This window comes from Roseofilum sp. SBFL, assembly GCF_017746885.1.
In the GTDB taxonomy this organism is placed as follows: Bacteria; Cyanobacteriota; Cyanobacteriia; order Cyanobacteriales; family Desertifilaceae; genus Roseofilum.
On the sequence record NZ_JAGHZH010000072.1, the window covers coordinates 1 to 15,662 of the forward strand.

15 protein-coding genes and 1 pseudogene are annotated in these 15,662 nt (G+C 44.8%); 9 read left to right on the forward strand and 7 right to left on the reverse strand.

The genetic code is table 11. The annotated features are described in order from the left end of the window. Positions 1-128 precede the first annotated feature (128 nt). From J7545_RS23980 to J7545_RS08350, 3 genes and pseudogenes are all read left to right on the forward strand, one after another. A pseudogene (locus tag J7545_RS23980) lies at positions 129-227 on the forward strand (Txe/YoeB family addiction module toxin); the annotation flags it as partial. Then, positions 217-1,413 (forward strand): HNH endonuclease domain-containing protein, encoded by a 1,197-nt coding sequence (locus tag J7545_RS08345; protein ID WP_318719433.1) that lies wholly within the window; start codon positions 217-219, stop codon positions 1,411-1,413. The pseudogene J7545_RS23980 and the gene J7545_RS08345, both read left to right, overlap by 11 nt. Further along, positions 1,400-2,566, forward strand: coding sequence for a cysteine desulfurase family protein (locus tag J7545_RS08350; RefSeq protein ID WP_318719435.1), 1,167 nt, complete (start codon positions 1,400-1,402; stop codon positions 2,564-2,566). The genes J7545_RS08345 and J7545_RS08350 overlap by 14 nt, the downstream gene beginning before the upstream one ends. A gap of 12 nt (positions 2,567-2,578) precedes the next feature. Here J7545_RS08350 and J7545_RS08355 read toward each other — a convergent pair whose 3' ends face one another. Both J7545_RS08355 and J7545_RS08360 read right to left on the reverse strand, forming a co-directional pair. Then, positions 2,579-3,274, reverse strand: coding sequence for a Rho termination factor N-terminal domain-containing protein (locus tag J7545_RS08355; protein ID WP_318701917.1), 696 nt, complete (start codon positions 3,272-3,274; stop codon positions 2,579-2,581). Then, positions 3,274-4,641, reverse strand: coding sequence for an AAA family ATPase (locus J7545_RS08360; protein WP_318701918.1), 1,368 nt, complete (start codon positions 4,639-4,641; stop codon positions 3,274-3,276). Before J7545_RS08360 ends, J7545_RS08355 begins: the two co-directional genes overlap by 1 nt. 70 nt (positions 4,642-4,711) lie before the next feature. On the opposite strand from J7545_RS08360, the gene J7545_RS08365 reads away from it, so the two are divergent. Next, complete coding sequence (locus J7545_RS08365; protein ID WP_318701919.1) at positions 4,712-5,743, forward strand: M23 family metallopeptidase; 1,032 nt, start codon at positions 4,712-4,714, stop codon at positions 5,741-5,743. Between the two features lie 75 nt (positions 5,744-5,818). On the opposite strand, the gene J7545_RS08370 is transcribed toward J7545_RS08365, so the two are convergent. After that, positions 5,819-8,320: a hybrid sensor histidine kinase/response regulator gene (locus tag J7545_RS08370; protein WP_318701920.1), complete on the reverse strand. Its 2,502-nt coding sequence runs from the start codon at positions 8,318-8,320 to the stop codon at positions 5,819-5,821. Positions 8,321-8,462: 142 nt separating this feature from the next. Here J7545_RS08370 and J7545_RS08375 point away from each other — a divergent pair, with 142 nt between their 5' ends. Beyond that, the gene (locus J7545_RS08375; RefSeq protein WP_318701921.1) at positions 8,463-10,178 is read left to right on the forward strand and encodes a peptide ligase PGM1-related protein; all 1,716 of its coding nucleotides are present in this window, start codon (positions 8,463-8,465) and stop codon (positions 10,176-10,178) included. 63 nt (positions 10,179-10,241) lie between these two features. Here J7545_RS08375 and J7545_RS08380 read toward each other — a convergent pair whose 3' ends face one another. From J7545_RS08380 to J7545_RS08390, 3 genes are read right to left on the reverse strand one after another with little or no spacing between them, the layout of a single operon-like run. Beyond that, positions 10,242-11,168, reverse strand: a complete 927-nt coding sequence (locus J7545_RS08380) for a DUF4351 domain-containing protein (protein WP_318701922.1) — start codon at positions 11,166-11,168, stop codon at positions 10,242-10,244. 30 nt (positions 11,169-11,198) lie between these two features. Further along, on the reverse strand, positions 11,199-11,381 hold the full coding sequence (locus tag J7545_RS08385) for a hypothetical protein (RefSeq protein ID WP_318701923.1): 183 nt from the start codon (positions 11,379-11,381) through the stop codon (positions 11,199-11,201). 59 nt (positions 11,382-11,440) lie between these two features. After that, on the reverse strand, positions 11,441-12,739 hold the full coding sequence (locus tag J7545_RS08390; protein WP_318701924.1) for a D-alanyl-D-alanine carboxypeptidase: 1,299 nt from the start codon (positions 12,737-12,739) through the stop codon (positions 11,441-11,443). Positions 12,740-12,894: 155 nt separating this feature from the next. On the opposite strand from J7545_RS08390, the gene J7545_RS08395 reads away from it, so the two are divergent. From J7545_RS08395 to J7545_RS08405, 3 genes are all read left to right on the forward strand, one after another. Beyond that, positions 12,895-13,413, forward strand: a complete 519-nt coding sequence (locus tag J7545_RS08395) for a Ycf51 family protein (protein WP_318701925.1) — start codon at positions 12,895-12,897, stop codon at positions 13,411-13,413. Between the two features lie 16 nt (positions 13,414-13,429). Continuing rightward, complete coding sequence (locus J7545_RS08400) at positions 13,430-14,575, forward strand: iron-containing alcohol dehydrogenase family protein (protein ID WP_318701926.1); 1,146 nt, start codon at positions 13,430-13,432, stop codon at positions 14,573-14,575. Positions 14,576-14,715: 140 nt separating this feature from the next. Further along, positions 14,716-15,204: a hypothetical protein gene (locus J7545_RS08405; RefSeq protein ID WP_318701927.1), complete on the forward strand. Its 489-nt coding sequence runs from the start codon at positions 14,716-14,718 to the stop codon at positions 15,202-15,204. On the opposite strand, the gene J7545_RS08410 is transcribed toward J7545_RS08405, so the two are convergent. Continuing rightward, the gene (locus tag J7545_RS08410; RefSeq protein ID WP_318701928.1) at positions 15,199-15,333 is read right to left on the reverse strand and encodes a hypothetical protein; all 135 of its coding nucleotides are present in this window, start codon (positions 15,331-15,333) and stop codon (positions 15,199-15,201) included. The genes J7545_RS08405 and J7545_RS08410 overlap by 6 nt on opposite strands. A gap of 6 nt (positions 15,334-15,339) precedes the next feature. Here J7545_RS08410 and J7545_RS08415 point away from each other — a divergent pair, with 6 nt between their 5' ends. Then, entirely contained in the window at positions 15,340-15,495 is a 156-nt protein-coding gene (locus J7545_RS08415) for a hypothetical protein (protein ID WP_318719436.1), read from the forward strand. Positions 15,496-15,662 lie beyond the last annotated feature (167 nt).

The window sequence follows — 15,662 nt, forward strand, 5'->3', positions numbered from 1 at the left end:
TGTCTTAGGTTTTGCTCCTACTACCAGTGCTATGATTGATATCCTCCTATCCGTAGCTATAAAGTTGATTAATCCTGAACCGTTAAAAAACTGGTTTACTCATTGTTGTTACTGTCCATCATAACAGCGCAAAGCGCTGTAATATCCAGCACCGTTTTGTTTATCAAATTTTACCAGAAGAAAAAATAATAAAAGTGATCCGAATGTGGACACACTATGAATCGTGAACTGAGAAATTGGTCGAGTTATCCTGATAGGGGATTAGTTGATTTTATGTATCGCTTACCGGATTCTAGCCAACTCAATATTGCTGCATTATCAGGATTATTCAACTCAACCACAAATTCTTATAAGTATTTATGGTTTTTGTCAATTCTGGATATTCTGAAAAGACGTGATTTTGATCCGACAGAATCGGTTAGGTTTCGAGAGCTTGTAATTGAGATGTTGGCAAATGCGTGGTATTCTCATCAATATTTTAAGCTCTCGTTTGGTACACAAGATCGGATCGCAAACAAATTAGATACCCTTCAATTGGACATTACTAATCCAATTTTAAGATTTACCGATACGGATAAACAGTTATTGCGTCAAACTATTTCAGCGCAAAATATAGATGATATTGTGGCTTTTATCAGTCGTTATGTCCCTTATCGGTTAATTCGTCCTTTCTTCGAGCAAGAGACGAGAGCCATTAAAGATGCCCAAGTTAACGCCACAATTATCCAGTTAGCGAAAGCAGAGTTTAATCTCAAAAATCCTTTATATTGCTTTGATGCTGAAGAACTAAAAGATTGTAATGCTATCATTTTATATCCTAATTGGGTCAAATATTTTCAGGATAATTATGCCATAGTTTGGGGCTGGGTCTCTTGGGAATGGTTAAAGTATATGCAGGCACGTAACCCGAATATTCCCAATGTGGTGAATAAGCTGTTTATGCCTCAACAACGTGATTCACTGACCCAACAGAAGAATTACTGGAAAACGGTTTTAACCAATCAAGAAGTAAACTGTATTTACTCTCAGACTCGATTAGATCCCAATCAGATTTCTCTGGATCATTATTTGCCTTGGTCATTTGTCGCTCACGATCGCCTTTGGAATCTGATTCCAACCCTCCCCTCGGTTAACTCGGCTAAGTCTAATCACTTGCCTGCACCAGAATATTTTGATAAATTTGTTGCATTACAACATTTAGGGCTAACGGTCTCTCACCAGAACTATCCCAGAGACAAATGGCTCAAGTATACCGAGTCTTTTATTGCTGAACTCAAAGTCAGTCAGGGCGAGGATTTATTAAACTTAGAGATTTTAAGCCATGCTTATGAACGCACGATCAACCCTTTGATCGGTTTGGCGAGTTTACAAGGATTTAGCCAGGGATGGGTGTATGACAATGAAGCAAAATGATCGAGCAATTTACCTTGATTATCAGGCGACAACACCGGTCGATCGCCGCATCGCCGATCGCATCCTCGAAACCATGACCACCAGCTTCGGGAACGCCAGCAGTATCGATCATCACTATGGTGACGAAGCTGCAAAAGCCGTGAAAAGAGCGCGTAAACAAATCGCTCAACTCGTCCAGGCTACCCCCAAAGACATCATCTTTACCTCTGGAGCCACCGAAAGCATCAATCTAGCCATTCAAGGGCACTTTCCCAAGTGTACGGATTGGCATCCACCTCGTCTCATTGTTTCTCCCGTTGAACACAAAGCCGTTTTAGACACTTGCAAAGCCTTGGAAGACCATGGACGGGTGGAAATTGAGTGGCTCAAAGTCGATCGCCAAGCGCGAATTGACTTAGAACAGCTCGAACACCTCTGTTCCCAAGGAGCCGATCTCCTGTGCCTCATGGCAGCCAATAACGAAGTCGGAACCATTTACCCCCTACAAACCATCGGTCAAATAGCCCAAAACCATTCTGTCCCCTGGTTCTGTGATGGCTCTCAAGCCGTCGGTAAAATTCCCATCAACTTCTCCGACTGGGGAATCACCTATCTCGCTATTTCCGGTCATAAACTCTACGCTCCCAAAGGCATTGGCGCATTGGTCATCCGTCCCCGTTATTCCCTCCATTCCCTGCTTCATGGGGGAGGGCAAGAGCGAGACATCCGTCCCGGAACCCTGAACACCCCCGGTATTGTCGGTTTAGGAGAAGCCTGTGCCTTACGCTACCAGGAAATGGAAGAAGATGAAACCAGAATCGCCCAAAACCGCGATCGCCTCCAATCTCTGCTCGCCGAAAATATCCCCAACCTGATCGTCAACGGCGACATCCACCACCGTTTAGCCGGAAACTTGCACATTTCCATTCCCCATATTCCTAACAGCGCCATTATTTCTAGAATCCGTCATCAACTCGCCATCTCCACCGGAGCAGCCTGTTCTTCCGGAACCCCAGCCCCCTCCCACGTTCTCCGAGCCATGCAATTGCCAGAAACTGAGATTGACGGAGCGCTACGAATCAGCCTCGGTAAATTTACTACAGAAACTGAGAGCGATCGCGCCGCTTCAATCTTAATAGAGGCGATTACGAAACTCAATCAACTCCTGAATTAAAAGCATCGCCACTTACGTTTTTAACAACTCAATTAACTCCGCCTTCTTCAATTTAGAATAACCTGATAATCCCCGTTCTTTAGCGATTTTTTTCAATTCAGTAACCGTCAAACTCTTCAGATCGGTTGTCTGAATCTCGGCTTGTGCTTCCTCTACAGTAGGAGTGGGTTGAGCACAGAGATAGAAGACTTCCTTAAATACATTCAACTTTGCCCCTTTGGTGATGCCACACTTGAGCTTCGTCACCTCCATTAAACTCGACTGCCAATGGTGGCGAGGTGCTTCAAAAATACGGTTAGTGGCAACCGCAAATTTTACTCCTTTTAAGGGATTAACTTCACGATGGATTAAGTAATCTAATCCTCGTTGAATGTCGTCAACCGTTGCCGTGGCTAAGTCTATTTTCGGTAAGCGCTCTTGAGACAGTAGCTCAGAGGCAGTTTGAGTCGCTTCTGAATCATCGGCAATGATACACCAGACTTTCTCTAAACCCGCTTCTTCAGCGACGGCATAGGCGAACATATTACTGATAACTTGGTAGCTATCTTGACCGATTTGTTTGACGACAATAGGGAGCCAATTGCGATCGCCTGCCTGACTGACTGCCTTCGCAGTCTCTTTAATCAGAAACTCATGCATCCTTACCGGTTCTCCCGGTTCAATTTCCTCTAAATAAAGGTACATTAGAGCGCCAATTTCCTGTTGCATTAGATAAAATACTCCCTCACTAACTTTTTGTAACTCTCCAAAACAGTTTTATGCAGATAAACCCCTGGTTTTCTAGCAAAAGCACCGTTCGCAATATAAGCATAGTTATTCACGGTAAAAACATCCCTATTTTGCGTCGATCGCTTATATTTAGGAAAGAAATAAGGAAAGAGATTTAATCCCAATTGCTTGTGATATCTATCAATAATTTCTTCAATCGCTTTCTGTGCTTGAACTTTCTGAGGCTCTGGAATTTTTGCACTGCCTTGATTGTAAAAAATGGGTAAAGCAATTGGATCGGCACAATCAGGAAAAAATATTTCCCGTTTTTGTCTGCCAACTTCTGGAAACAACTCCGATATTGCCATAGCTGCATTTTCTAAAGAGGCCAGATTATTATGCTGAGTCGGCATTAACACAACATCTGTGGTAATGATGGCTTCTTGACTAAAAATTTTCCAATTCGTTGGTGCATCAATAATAATGTAATCGTATTCATTTTTCAATGAATGTAACAACTGACTTAATCTACCTCTCGTTACCTTCGCCGTCAATTCTTGCTCTTTTAGATGCAGAAATTTTTGATCGGCGGGAATGACATCAAACCCATATTCTTTTCCCTGACGATATTTCACTCTATAGGTCGAGATAGCATTGACAATGTGATGGTTTCTGTAGTCCTCTAAGCAATCAGATAAAGATTCTGATGCCGCTTTAATCGCTAAGTTTTTGCTCAGATCTCTCTGATTAGGATCGAAGTCAACCACTAAAACTTTTTTATGATAGACTCCATTTAGAGTAGCGGCCAGATTAATGGTAGTTGTGGTTTTTCCCACTCCACCTTTATTATTATAGAGAGCAATAAATAATGCTCTTGTCGGCACTTCTATGTGTTGTTTGATATTAGCAATTTTTTGATCGATATTCTCTGCATTTAGTTGAATCAGTTTTGTCACCGGAAATACAACCTTGCCATGCTTGCGAAATAATTGAATATAATCTCCATTCGTAATTATACCCCAGTGCACAGACTGACAATAAGTTGCTTCAGAAGCTAGATAATACTTGAGTTGATCGACAGTCTTTTTATAGGGCGTTTTATGCATAAAATTAATATGCCGTCCTTTACTTTCAATGATTAAAAAGGGGTCTTGGCGAGTTTGAGAGAATTTATCAGTGCCCGTGTTTTTACGAGCGGCAAAATCAACCTTATGCTTACCTCTACCAATATAATATTCACAACAATATTCATGTTGAGTAAATCCTAGGAAATCTAAGAAAATAGGTATAAAATTTTGGTTAACACTAGATTCTGAAGCCTGTTCGGGAAGAGATAACCAAGCTCTCTGGAGTGCAGATTGGGTCATGAGATTAGGACGGAGAGTATAATTGTAGGAATAATTTGTATCTTACCGCACTTAGACCCTGATTTTGGTTATGAAGCTCTTAAGACTCAACCGTGTATCCACAATATTGCTGATGGTTGTAGGCGTAATCCTATTTACCAGTTGTAGCCTATTAAATGGCAATAGTCAGGCCCAAACTCAAACTTGGCCGAAATTTGCCCAACCGATTCAGTGTTCTTTAGGAGAGGACTGTTATATTCTGCGCTATGTAGACCGCGATCCAGGGCCAGGTTATGTGGATGTGGGATGTGGCCGGATGACGGATGATGGTCATTCTGGAACGGATTTTGGGATTCCGGATGAATGGGCAATGCAGCAAGGTGTACCGGTTCTGGCGGCTGCTCCTGGGCGAGTGTTACGGGTACGGGATGGGATCGAAGATAGGCGGATTACATCTCCGGCAGATTTAGAGGCGATTGAAGGGATTAATTGTGGCAATGGTATGGTCATCGATCATGGCCAGGGTTGGGAAACCCAATATTGTCATTTACGCCAGGGGAGTGTGGCAGTGCAACCGGGAACGGAGGTACAAACAGGCACGGTGTTGGGAATGGTTGGGTCTTCGGGAGAGTCTTCGTTTCCCCATGTGCATTTGACAGTGCGGTATCAGGGGAATGTGGTCGATCCGTTTGTGGGGCCGGAAGCGGAGCCGGGATGTAATGTTTCGGGGACTTCCCTCTGGAGTACGGATATTGAGTATCAACCGACGGGGTTAATTCGAGCGGGGTTTGCTACTGAAGTGCCGGATCTCGATCAGGTATGGTCGGGTGAGTTTCGTGACGAGCAGTTATCGGTACAAGGGGAGGCTTTGGTGTTTTGGGTGCATGGGTTTGGGGGGTTGCAAGGAGATGAGGAACAGTTGCGGGTCATCGATCCCCAGGGTCAGGTGGTTAGTGATGGAACAAGAGTGCGCGATCGCCCCAATCGCATCATTTTAGCCTATGCTGGTAAGAAAAATACCCGCGATCGCCCCCTGATTCCAGGAACTTGGCGCGGGGAATATCAACTTAAACGCGGCGATAAGACCTTGATTAATGTAACTAAAATGGTTGAAGTCCAGTAACATAGCGCTTTGCATTGGTAATAGGTAATGGGTAAACCCGTTTTTCCCCTGCTCCCGTAAGAGAGAAGGAAACATCTACACCAAACGCCGTACTGTTTCTAATAACAACTCCTGACTAAACCCTCCCTTCGTTAAATAAGCACTTGCCCCAGCTTCTGCGCCCCGATGTTTATCTTCATCGGAAGCCAAAGACGTGACTAAAATAATCGGTAAATCGGCATATTCCTTATGCTCCCGAATTTTAGCCGCTAATGATAATCCATCTAAATTGGGCATTTGCACATCAGAAATCACACCATCAAAATGACGACCTCTGAGCTTATTATAAGCATCCAAGCCATCCACCGCTGTGACCACCTCATAACCGGCACTTTCCAAAATTCGTTTTTCTTGGGTGCGGGTGGCGATCGAATCTTCTGCTAATAATAAAACGGCTGATTTTCGATGCTCTTCTTTTTGTTTTACTACCTGTGACGACTGAATTTTACGTTGGAGATTTCTCTTCTGGACTGACTTGATTAAATCTTGGGGATTTAAAACCATACAGACTTCCCCCGTGCCTAAGATAGTCGCCCCGGAGATATTACGTACCCGTTGCAGTAATCGACTTTGGGGTTTAAGAATAATATCCTGTTGATCGAGCAACTCATCCACAATTACTCCTAATAATTCTTGCCCGACTTGTAGAATAAGACAAGGCAAAAGTTCCCTCGTTTTAGGGATGTATGACTCAGACTCAGATTCAGAAGAAGAGGATAATTCTAAAATTTCTTCGAGTCTAGCAATAGAAATCGGCCGATCTCCCATTGCATAAGTATCTCGACCTTCGATCGCAAAGATTTGATGCTCTGGAATCAACAAAGTGGTCTTCACAAATTCCACCGGAATGGCATAGGTTGAATCCTGAACTGAGACCAATAACACGGAAGCCGTGGCTAAACTGGTACTCAGTTGAATGGTAAACTTACACCCTTTACCGGGAGTCGATTCAACATGAATATTTCCCTTCAAATGTTCAACATTGGTACGCACCACATCTAAGCCAACACCGCGTCCAGAAACTTCGGTTACGAACTGTCGAGTGGAAAAACCAGGGGCAAAAATGAGAGATTGAATTTGTTGATCGGTCATGGCTTCAAGTTCTTCAGGTCGCCGTAATCCTTTTTCTTTAGCTGTGTGTTTAATGTAGTCAAGGTTTAAGCCTTGACCGTCATCCTCAAGTTCAATAATAATACTATTGCCAATTTGAGATCCTCTAAGATGAATCGTTGCTTGGGCTGGTTTGCCTTGAGCAATACGTTCATCAGGAGTTTCAATGCCATGATCGATACTATTACGGATCATGTGCATTAAAGGGTCTTTCATTTCTTCTAAAATGCGTTTATCGGCTTTCGTTTCTGCACCTTCAAGAATTAAGTTAACTTGTTTTCCTTGTTGTTTGGCTAAATCGCGAACTAAACGTGGAAACAGGTTAAAAATGGTGGATAATGGCAACAGGCGTAGGGTGCGAATGCCAGAATCGAGTTGATTGGCGATCGCCTCTAAGCGAGCTACATCTTCGGAGGCTCGCGATCGCAACTGATTTAACAGTTTCCCCATCTCTTCTAAATACTCTTCATGGCGTTTTTTGAGCGCTTGCAACTTATCCAGACTCTGCTCAAAACCCAGATTGCCATAGGTTTGCCGGTTCCACTCTTCCCACAAATTGACCATATCATTCATCGTATTGATATGGTGAGCCATGCGGATTTTACTGACTGTTAACTCTCCCGTTTGCGTCATCAAATCATCTAGATTTTGAGTTGGAACCCGCACACTCTCAATTCGATATTTAGATCTGACTATCGGTGCGTCCTGCTTTGAGGCTGTCTGTTGAGGAACGGGTGGGGGAGATGGGGACGCGGGGACAGGGGGACGCGGGGAAACGGAGATGGGTTCTACAGGCTCTTGTGGCTCCTGTACTACGGGTTCTGGTTCGGGAAGGGAGACCTCCGGTGCAGATGGCACTTCTGGTGGTGCTGGTGGCTCCTCTGGCTGGGGTTTCGACTCCGGTTCGGGAAGGGAGACCTCCATCGCAGATACTGCTTCTTCTGGCTCGATTGGCTCCTCTGGTTCGGTTTTGGGTTCCGAGGCTGCTTCTTCTGGCTCTAGGGGTTGCTCTGGCTGGGTTTCAGCTTGAAAAGTAAGGCTTTCGGGGATATTCGCTCCCATAAGCACCGCCAACACTTTATAGCCTTGAATGCCTGAAGGCTCACCAGTGACTGCTTCCTGGGCAATTTTGCCCATGGCATCTAAACCATAGTAGAGGCGATCGCCCATTCCTCCCTGAAGTACGGTACTATCCTCTTTAAGTTTACCCACCACTTGCTCGATTTGATGGGCCAGAGATTCCACCTCCTTCACCCCCAACATGCGCGAGTCTCCTTTGAGGGTATGAGCTTCTCGCAGCACTTCTTGAAGTTTTTCCCCATCCTCTGGGTGTTGCTCTAAGTGCAAAATACCTGCCTCTAGATTTTGCAGGTGTTCCTCGCTAGAGACCTTATAAAGTTGCCGCAGTTCTTCATCTTCGATGATCATAATTCACCTGGGATCGACAGAAAGGACTTAAGTGTAAAAGGGTGGGTCGTTGCTCAAAAGTTGCTCAAAGATTATTCATCAAATAGCAGACATCCGATCTGATAAGGTTCTATTGTTTAGACCTTATCGTGGGGTTAACCTCATGCACCACTCTAACCACGTCATCGAATGTAAAGATCGACCAGATGTCATTGAGGAATTTCAATATCTTCAAACTCAATGGCGAAATTCACTCTCCCATCAAAGTTGTGAGTTACCTCAAAGGGTCGATCAAAGTGCGATCGCGCCAGTGAAACGGAGTTTTATCCCCCCGACTTGGCAGACTTCGCACCTAAGCGAACCTGATGATTATGATATCTTGGTTATTCCGTCTCTGACCTTAGATCAACAAGAACTTCAGAAAGTCGAAGGGGTAATGCACTACGAAGAGCGGATGCTCTTTTCTCTGATTCGATTAAAAAATCCTCACACTCGCCTCGTTTATGTCACCTCCGAACCCCTACCAGAGATTATTATTGATTATTATCTCCATCTTTTACCCGGTATTCCCTTTTCCCATGCTAGAGATCGCCTGTTACTCTTCTCCGCTTACGATCGCTCCTGTAAATCTCTAACAGAAAAAATTTTAGACCGTCCCCGTCTGATCGAACGAATTCGGCGATCGCTCCGTTCCCCTCGATCCTATATGGTGTGTTTTAATTCCACCTCCTGGGAACGGGAATTATCCGTCAGATTGCAACTTCCCCTGTTTGCTTGCGATCCCAATTTACTCTATTGGGGCACAAAATCGGGCAGTCGAGAAATTTTTGCCCAATGTAACATTCCCCATCCCGATGGCTGTTATTCTGTGTGGAACTGCCCAGACTTAGCCGAAGCATCCGCCGAGTTATGGGAGCGACAACCCCATCTAAAGCGCATGGTTATTAAGCTCAATGAAGGCTTTTCTGGTGAAGGCAATGCCTTACTCCATTTAACTCCCATTGCTGATTATCAACCGGGAAAGGCTTCCCATGGCGATCGCGTCCGCGCCATTAAAAACCAGTTTCAGGATCTCAGATTTCAAGGCCCTGGAGAAACCTGGCCCAGCTTTAGCTCCCGTATTCCCGAATTAGGCGCTATTGTCGAAGCCTTTATTGAAGGAGACAAAAAGCGATCGCCCAGTGTCCAAGCCCAAATCACCCCCTTAGGAACCGTAGAAATCCTCTCCACCCATGACCAAATTTTAGGCGGTCCTGATGGACAAATTTATCTAGGGTGTCAATTTCCCGCCGACGAAGCCTATCGCCTTAAAATCCAGAAATTTGGCCGCTTAATTGGCCAAAACTTAGCCGAAAAAGGAGCTTTAGAGCGTTTTGCCATTGATTTTATCGTCGTTCCTTCTGGAGATAAGGCTTCTTCCGATTGGGATGTATTTGCCATTGAAATCAATCTGCGCTGTGGAGGCACAACCCATCCATTTATGACTTTACAATATTTGACCGGAGGCTTTTATAATTCTGAGGATGGCTTATTTTATAGCCAAAAAGGGCGGCCGAAATACTATCTAGCGACCGACAATTTGAAAAACAAACGTTATCAAGGATTATTGCCCCATGATTTAATCGATATTATCGCCCATCATAATCTTCATTTTGACACGGGAACTGAAACCGGAACCGTATTTCATTTAATGGGAACCTTGTCTGAATTTGGCAAACTGGGATTAACCAATATCGGCGATTCTTTAGCCCAATGTGAACTCAGTTATCAAAACGTAATTTCGGTTTTAGATCAAGAGACCCAACTCTATACTGGAACCGCTAAAACTCCAATTTCACCGCAGTCCAACGTTGTCGGCAATCCTCTCACTCATCCTTAAAGCGCTTTCGGCTTCGCCAACATCAAACGTGCTAGGTAATCGGTGCTGGGAAACCGATTATTCCTACATTTGGTTGAACCAGGCGATTAAATCGTCAACACAATTAAAGTCGAGTAAGGCTTCTCCCAACGCTTCTACTCGATCAATTTCTAAGGCTTTAATTTCCGTTTCCAGTTCAGAATCAATCTCGCCTAATTTACGCTTAATCAGACGGATAATTAATTCTTTCTCTCGCATCAATCCTTGATCGATGCCTCGTTCGATACCTTTTTCCATCCAACTGGTGATAATTTCCATACCTGCCTCCTGTTCGGGTTGAGTAAATGTGCGAATTTCCTGTTCAAATTTTATCTCTTCTGAAGTATTCAGCTTGAGATAAGTATCCACAAATCCTGAGATTAACTGCATCCGGGCTGGATCTAGCTTCAAAGTCGTTAATAATCGTAAACATTGGGCCTTGACTTTGGGTCTATCTTGGGGGTCAATTCTCATTTTAGCCATCAAAGCAGAAGCGATGGGATTTGGCTGATTGAGGAAGTCTCGCCAATTGAGACGATTGAGTTGCACAACCTGATACTTAAATTCTAAAACCTTCAAATCAGGAAAGGTGACTTGATATTTATTTTTGGCTTCCTTGAGAGGGATATTGTAGGAGAAGATGACAATGGGATAAACGGGTAGGGCAAATTTTTCATGTAAGCGAGAAAAATAGACAAACATTCGTCGCTCAAAGTCTTTTTGTGAACTGGCTTGTGCTTCTACATGAATGAGAAAATAAGAGGGCTTTCCGCGAAATTTGACTTGTGCAATTAAATCGCTTTCGTGTTTCTCTCCTTCGGTGACATCAGTAAATACTTCCTTATCCAGTAAAATAATGGATTGAGTGTCTATATAATCGATGACTTGAGGGAAGAACAATTCAAGGAATTCAACAAAAAACGTTGAGAGCAATTCTTTAAATAAACGATCGTGGTCAATCATTTTAGACATAAGTTCAAGGCAAGACAATCTGTCAATTTTTCATAACTGCGGTTTAATCTGATCCTGGGGAATCTCTGGTGCAGTTACACTCTCTTTGAATTGATAGCCTTGTTGTTGCAGGTCTTGGACAAAATCGGTCGTGTCTAAAGGGACAGACTCCGGCTGAGGTTTTGGAGTCTGGGGTTGATGGCGTTGATGTTTGAGTTTAGCTTTGCGTCCCATAGAATTATAGTGCTACGCGCTGGTAATGGGTAATCGGTAATAGCAGATTGACTGCTATTTTACCAAAGGATTTGATGACGGGAGAAATCCCCAAGAGTCCGTAGAGATGAAGCAAGCTGGGTTTTAGGGTGTAGGGTTTCTGGAGGAGCGTTAACACCTCCCCAATTTTGAGCTAATTGGCGCAATAATTCATCCTGTTGCACGCGAAAGCCTTCAATATCCCAGCCTTGATTCATAATACTAAACCAAACTAAACCCCGATCGCGGGTAAAAATGACTCCAGCTAAAGCACTGACGGTTGATAATGTACCGGTTTTAACGATACTATACTGAGGAGGCTGGCGATCGCTAATGGTTCCTCCATCATAACCGACCACCGGAAAAACATGGGCAATACTGAGGTCATAAAACTGTAAATACCGCTGTATTGCCATCAGTAATAAGACGGAAGCCCGGGGAGACATCCGGTTATCGACTCCCAATCCCGATCCATTGATCAGGTAAATTTCATCCGAGGGAATACCGGCAAAACCAGCCGCCATCTCTTCAATTCGATCCTCTCCTCCTAGGGATTCGGCTAGAGTTTCGGCCAAGAAATTGTGACTATGAACATTCAGTCGTTTGAGGATGTCCAGGAGGGCGAGGGACTGATGACGCAACACTGGAGTTAAGTTAGCTGGGGGTAGCTCCTGGGAGCGAATGGAACCGGCGATCGCCACTTGGGGACGCGGTAAATCATGGGGTAAACTGCGATACTGATTTTCTATATAGCTACTCCAGAGATGAGCATTCATACTGCGATAGAAGAGTGCCCCCACCGTTGCTGGATCGGTTTCATAATTCATCCACAGGGGGCCAGTAATGATTAAATCGCCTGTTACTTCGGTAATTCCTAATTCATGAAGTTGTTGACCGATCGCGATCGCCTCTTGCCAGACTAAGAGCGGATCGCCACCTCCAATAATCACTAAATCTCCTTCAACCACACCATCGTTGATTTCACCGGCGATCGCCACTTGAGTCGTAAACTGATGATAGGGGCCCCACTCCTTCAGAGCGGCTAACGTGGTTGCCACCTTGGTTAAAGAAGCGCCAGAAAAAAGAGTGGTCCCCTGATGCTCAAATAAAACTTGTTCTCCTGATTGTAGCCATAGGCCCTGATAGCTTTGACCGAGACTTTTTTGACTCCAACTGTTCAGATAAGGGTCGATCAACTCGGTTAGATTAACCCCTCGATCGGAATGCAGAACCCAGCGAGACGTATTTTGTTGCCAAGTAACTGGGATCTGCAAAACATCTTCTAATCCTGCTCGATCTAACCACAAGGCTAGGGGAATTGCACTTAACCACTCCAACACGCTCGATCTCCCGTTCAGAAAAACACTCCTGAGTAGGGGCGAAAAATATGCAAGCCCCTACAGCCTTTCCCTATTCCCCAGCGCATTCATGTCCGCGATAGCGGAATGCGCTGTATTATAACTCTTGGCTAAACGTAACTTAAGATAACATTGCCATGCCCACAACCGCAGATTTTTTACAGGCTTCAGAATGGTTTGCGATCGCCACTGGAGTCACTATTGCCTTTACCGTCCTTTGCTTTATCTTCAAGTGGGGGTTTCGCTTTCGCTTTGTTGGTGTGAGTTCGTTTATGGTGGTCTTAACCGTCAGTGTATTTGCCTTAAGCTTAGTTCCCTTTACCCGAACCGTCGTTCCCGGAGCAGTGCGTTACTCTCTGGTGTTCGACAATGGCGCAACTCATACCGTGATTGCCGTACCGCCCCAAATTACGGAATCGGAATTAGAAGCAACTCTTAAACAAGCAGCCATGAACCTCTTTTCCTATGGGCGACCAACAACAGAGGGCGATCTCCCTACTGTACTGGCACGCACTATTATCCACCCCGAACCCCAAATATCCGAACCGATCTATTTAGGAAAAGCTAAACAATCGGTCTATCAGGAAGATCGAGACATTAAAGTAGAAATTAACCAACAACAACTAAACCTACTTCAGACTTTAAATCCTTCTTAATTAGGAGATGCTATAGATGATCCAATCCACCCCATTAACTTCTGACTCTACAACTTTGCTGCGCTCGATCGCTCCAGTAGCCAGTCGGATAACCATTCATGTAGCACCAGCACGAGCGATCCGAGGATCGCAGATTTTAGACGAATGTGGCCCAGAATTAGCGGCTTTAGGTCAGCGTCCCTTGGTAATCGGGGGCGATCGCTCTTTGAATGCGATTAAAGAGCGTCTATTTCCCGTTCTTCAAGACCAAGGGTTAACGGCTCAAACGGCTTCCTATCTCCCGGACTGTAGCGAAACCTCTTTAGAAACCCTACGTCAAGCGGTAGCCGATCATCAAGCTGATTTTATTATTGGTGTCGGTGGGGGTAAAGCCTTAGATACGGCTAAACTGGTTGCCCATCAATGCCATTTGGCGATCGCCACCCTACCCACTTCTGGAGCAACCTGTGCCGCTTGGACTGCTCTCTCGAATGTCTATTCTGATCGGGGGGCATTTCTCTATGATGTTCCTCTAGAGCGCTGTCCCGATCTGCTGATCCTGGACTACAATCTGATGCTCACTGCTCCGAAGCGGACATTAGTCGCCGGAATTGGAGATGCGATCGCCAAATGGTATGAATCTTCTGTGAGTAGCGGTCATTCGGAACAAACTTTAATTATCGCAGCCGTGCAACAAGCTAGAGTTCTGCGCGATATCCTTCTGCAACATTCCCTAGAAGGACTGCAAAATCCTGGAAGTGAGACCTGGCAACAAATTGTCGATGCTTGCGTGTTGATGGCGGGAGTGAGTGGCGGCTTGGGGGGCGCTCAATGTCGCACCGTAGCAGCCCATGCCGTACATAATGGTTTAACTCATATTTGCACCAATCATAAGACCCTCCATGGGGAGAAAGTTGCCTATGGCATTTTGGTGCAACTGCGCCTAGAAGAAATGATTCAAAATAATCATTTAGCTCTCTCTGCTCGCCAACAGTTGATTCAGTTTTACGATCAAATTGGTTTACCCAAAACCTTAGAAGACTTGGGTTTAGCGGAGGTAACATTAGCTCAATTACGGCAAGCTGCGGCGATCGCCTGTGCTGCATCTTCGGATATCCATCATCTTCCCTTTGCCGTAAATCCAGATCAGTTGGTGGCAGCCATGGTTTCGACCCTGAATTAGAGGGAATAGGGAATAGGGAATAGGGAATAGGAAAACCGGGTTTTCCCTCTTGCTTCTTGCCTTTTGCCTCCCCAATTGCCTATACTTTCTCGATTATGGTAATAATGTGAAATTATAACTCACCACCAAAAGGAGACCTTATGGCTGTGCAACCCCCACCCCCTCCTCCCATTACGCCCCGTCAGATGAATGTATTGCGTGTGGTTACGGCCATGGCGTGGTCTGATGGGGAGTTAGCCACGGAAGAAGTGGATGTGATGCTCGATCGCTTTAGTCAGTTGTTCGCTCCCGGAAATTCAACGCAACAGGAGGCACTTAAACAAGAGTTACGGGATTATATGATGCAAAATCTGCCTCTAGAGGAGTTAATTCCGAAGTTAGAGACCGTTGAAGAGCGTAAAGTTGCCTTGAAATTGGGGTATCAAGTAATTGCCTCTAGCGCCCGTACTCCTGATGAAGATTTGATTAATGCTGAAGAGGAAGAAGCGTATAAAAAGTTGGTTGAATTAGTGAATTTGCCCCCGGAAGAAGCCGCTACTATTGCCCAGGAAGCAGCTACAGAGATAGCTAAAGACCAAACGATGGTGGATACTTTGACTCAAGAATTGGCTAAATTTTTCGAGTCATAAATCCGTAGAATTGGCGTTATAAGGAGCGATCGCTGGCTTTGGACTCTGCTGTAAGCGGCGATCGCCTCTCCCCGTCAAAATCGGTTGCTCTAGCAAACCCCGATATGCTGAGGAAATCTCTGATACCATTTCTCTATGATGATGCGCTTTAAAAAGGGGCCCCAGCCCCTTGTCTCTCAGGGATCGATTAGTTGCAAGATTAAAGAGAAATGGTATGAAATGCTAGAATTCAGTTATCCCGAACGCATAATTGTCTTGCGATCGCTCAAGTTTAACGCCAAAGCTCAATAGCGTCCCATGTCCTACAGCAGCTTTAAAACCTTAAGGGGTGACAAGGAGGCTAAAAACTAGACTGTATAAGGGATAGAGCCTGTAGCCCTTGGGGAAAAAACCACCGCTTATGAGGTTTGCACTCCATTAATTCTTCAGCTAAAGAAGAGCCACATTGGAAGGAGTAA